The following is a 3067-nucleotide window of genomic DNA, read 5'->3' on the forward strand; positions in this document are numbered from 1 at the left end:
AGTTCGATATCCGGATGCAGCGCCTGGAAGACGAGCGCCATGGCGTCATCGACGCCCGGGTCTGTGTCGTAGATGACCTTGTGCTGTGTCATAGGTAGAACGCGTCCGGAAGCTGTTCGCGGGCGGTACGCCGGGACAGAATCGCAAGCGCAGGTAAAGCGCGTTGGACGTGGTGGTACTGATGGTCGCGTTCCCATACACGCTCGTGATCCCGAGCAGTTCGATATCCGGATGCAGCGCCTGGAAGACGAGCGCCATGGCGTCATCGACGCCCGGGTCTGTGTCGTAGATGACCTTGTGCTGTGTCATAGGTAGAACGCGTCCGGAAGCTGTTCGCGGGCGGTGGTGTCGCGTGTCGCCCCATGCAGGTTGCCAAGGCGGATGGCGAGCTCCGGGCCGCCCAGTTCGATGATCACCTGACGGCACGCGCCGCAGGGCGCGATGGGGCCATCGGTGTCGCCGATCACGGCCAGCGCCGCGAATTCATCGCGTTTGCAGCCCGCGGCAATCGCGCTGAAAAACGCCGTGCGTTCCGCGCAGTTGCACAATCCGTACGATGCGTTTTCTACATTGCAGCCATCGAAAATGCGGCCGTCTTTTGTGAGCAGCGCAGCGCCGACCTTGAACTTCGAATAGGGTGCATAGGCCCGTTCGCGTGCGGTTTTCGCCCGGTCGAGCAATTTGTCCATGGTCATGATCTTTTCCTTAATTGAGCGTCAGGAACATGCCTGCAATCGTCGCGCTCATCAGGTTCGAGAGCGTGGCGGCGAGCACGACTCGCAGGCCGTAGCGCGCCACTTCAGCGCGCCGTTCCGGAGCCACCGCGCTGAAGCCGCCGGTCAGGACGGCAATGGACGCGAAGTTCGCGAAGCCGCACAGCGCGAATGACAAGATCGCTATGGTACGCGGATCGAGCACCTGGAGACCCGCCGCGGCGACGCTTGCGGAGTCCTTCAAATAGGGAGACAGCGACGCATATGCCACGAACTCGTTCAGGATGATCTTCTGGCCGAGGAAATTGCCGGCGAGCGCGGCCTGGTCCCACGGTACGCCGATCAGGTATGCGAGCGGCGCGAAGATGGCGCCGAGCACGGACTGCATCGACAGGTGCGGCGCGCCGAACCATCCGCCGATTCCACCCACGATCCCGTTCAACAAAGCAATCAGGCCGACGAACGCAATCAGCATCGCGCCGACCATCACCGCGATCTTGAGGCCGACGGTTGCACCGGAACTCGCTGCTTCGATTACATTCGCGGGACGTTTTTCATCGAAGCTGAGATGTTCCAAGGTGACGCGGCTCGCTTCCGTCGACGGATGCAGAATCTTCGCAAACAGCAATCCGCCGGGAACCGCCATGAACGAAGCCGCGAGCAGATACTCGACTTTCACGCCGAGTCCGGCGTAGCCCGCGAGCACCGAGCCGGCCACCGCCGCCATGCCGCTTGACATCACCGCGAACAATTCCGCGCCCGTCATGTCGCGCACGAACGGCTTCACGACCGCGGGCATTTCGCTTTGCCCGAGGAAGATGGTGGTGACGGCAGAAAACGATTCGAGCTTCGAGACCCCGAGCAGCTTCTGGAAGATCGTGCCGAGAATGATCACGATCCAGCGCATGACGCCGAGGTGATAGAGCACTGCGATCAGCGCGGTCACGAAGATGATGGCGGGCAAGACCCGCACGGCGAAGACAAAACCGCCATCGCCGAAGATCTCGAACATCTTCGATTGCACCAGTCCGCCGAACAGGAATTCGATCCCAGCGTTGCCATACCCAAGCACGTGATTCACGCCTGCGGCGGCAGCCGCCAGGATGCTTTTACCGAAGGGCACGAACAGGATGAACGCACCGATTCCAATCTGCGCGAGCAGTGCGGGTATGACGGTGCGCAAGCGGATGCCACGGCGGTTATTGGAGAAGATGAAAGCGATGAACAGCAGGACGGCAATGCCGAGCAGATTACGGGCGATCAGGGCCATGTCTCTCTACGTCTGTTGTAAGAATGGCCGAGATGCTACGCCATATGGCGTATGAATAAAACCCGGCTTACGCGAAGAGTTCGATGACCGGCCAGTTGCGCTCGGCCGCGATCGCACGCAGCCGGAAATCGGGATTGGTCGCAACAGGATGCGTGACGCGTTCCATGAGCGGGACGTCGTTGACCGAATCGCTGTAGAAGTAGCTTTCCTTGAAGTCGCTCAGCTTCAATCCCTGCGATGCAAGCCATAGCTCGGTCCTGACGATCTTGCCTTCGCGAAACGTCACGACGCCCACGGAGCGGCCGGTGTAGCGCCCGAGCGGATCGTCGCCTTCAGTGTCCAGATCGATCGCCAGCAGGTGTTCCACGCCCAGCGCCTTTGCGATGGGCGCGGTGACAAATGCGTTTGTCGCCGTCACGATGCAGCACAGGTCGCCCGCGTCGAGATGACGGCGCAGCAGCGCGAGCGCTTCAGGGCGAATGGCCGGTTCTATGACTGACTTCATGAAGGCGTCGTGCCACGCATCCAGGTCCGCACGCGAATGACGGGCGAGCGGCGCGAGAGTCAGTTTCAGATACCCGTCCATGTCGAGCTTTCCGGCTGCGTACTGCTGATAGTACGCATCGATCTCCCTGACGTGGTCGGCACTTCCTTCGAAGCCGAGCGTGGCATAAAAGCGCGCCCACGACTGGTCGCTGTCGAGCGGCAGCAACGTATGGTCCAGATCGAACAGCGCGAGAGTTCGGCTCATGCCTCGGTTCATGCTTGCGGCCCTTGGATTGCAGGTAAAAAACGCGACAGAACGCAAGGGCATACGATGGCCCGCGCAGGGTCGATGAGTGCGGTCGATCCTATCGGGAAATACCCAAAACTACAACAATGCAAAATTGTACAACTCGTTTGCGTGGCATCATGTGTCAATGGCGTTACAGTGGGAACGATTAACGGAAGTGGCCACATGTTGACTCTCTTGAATATCCTGTCGGGCGTGGCGGTCCTGGTGTGGGGCACACATATTGTCCGCACCGGCATCCTGCGGGTACTCGGCGCCGAGCTGCGGCGCGTGCTCGCGCGCAGCACGAAC

The 3067-nt window shown here is 60.7% G+C and carries 3 protein-coding genes and 1 pseudogene; all 4 read right to left on the minus strand.

Annotation, left to right across the window (positions count from 1 at the left end):
* Window positions 1-117: 117 nt before the first annotated feature.
* Window positions 118-309: pseudogene (locus ACRXB1_RS33610) on the minus strand (nucleoside hydrolase); the annotation flags it as partial.
* Window positions 306-695 (minus strand): cytidine deaminase, encoded by a 390-nt coding sequence (locus ACRXB1_RS33615; RefSeq protein WP_449494482.1) that lies wholly within the window; start codon window positions 693-695, stop codon window positions 306-308. The pseudogene ACRXB1_RS33610 and the gene ACRXB1_RS33615, both read right to left, overlap by 4 nt.
* Before the next feature lie 10 nt (window positions 696-705).
* Entirely contained in the window at window positions 706-1983 is a 1278-nt protein-coding gene (locus ACRXB1_RS33620; RefSeq protein WP_174363873.1) for a NupC/NupG family nucleoside CNT transporter, read from the minus strand.
* Between the two features lie 67 nt (window positions 1984-2050).
* Entirely contained in the window at window positions 2051-2734 is a 684-nt protein-coding gene (locus ACRXB1_RS33625) for an HAD family hydrolase (protein ID WP_449494483.1), read from the minus strand.
* Window positions 2735-3067: the final 333 nt, after the last annotated feature.

It is taken from the genome of Caballeronia sp. M23-90 (genome assembly GCF_053574605.1).

What these genes read in the sequence shown, in the direction of transcription:
- ACRXB1_RS33615 (WP_449494482.1), bottom strand. Translation starts at nt 695, where the DNA reads ATGACCATGGACAAATTGCTCGACCGGGCGAAAACCGCACGCGAACGG.
- ACRXB1_RS33620 (WP_174363873.1), bottom strand. Translation starts at nt 1,983, where the DNA reads ATGGCCCTGATCGCCCGTAATCTGCTCGGCATTGCCGTCCTGCTGTTC.
- ACRXB1_RS33625 (WP_449494483.1), bottom strand. Translation starts at nt 2,734, where the DNA reads ATGAGCCGAACTCTCGCGCTGTTCGATCTGGACCATACGTTGCTGCCG.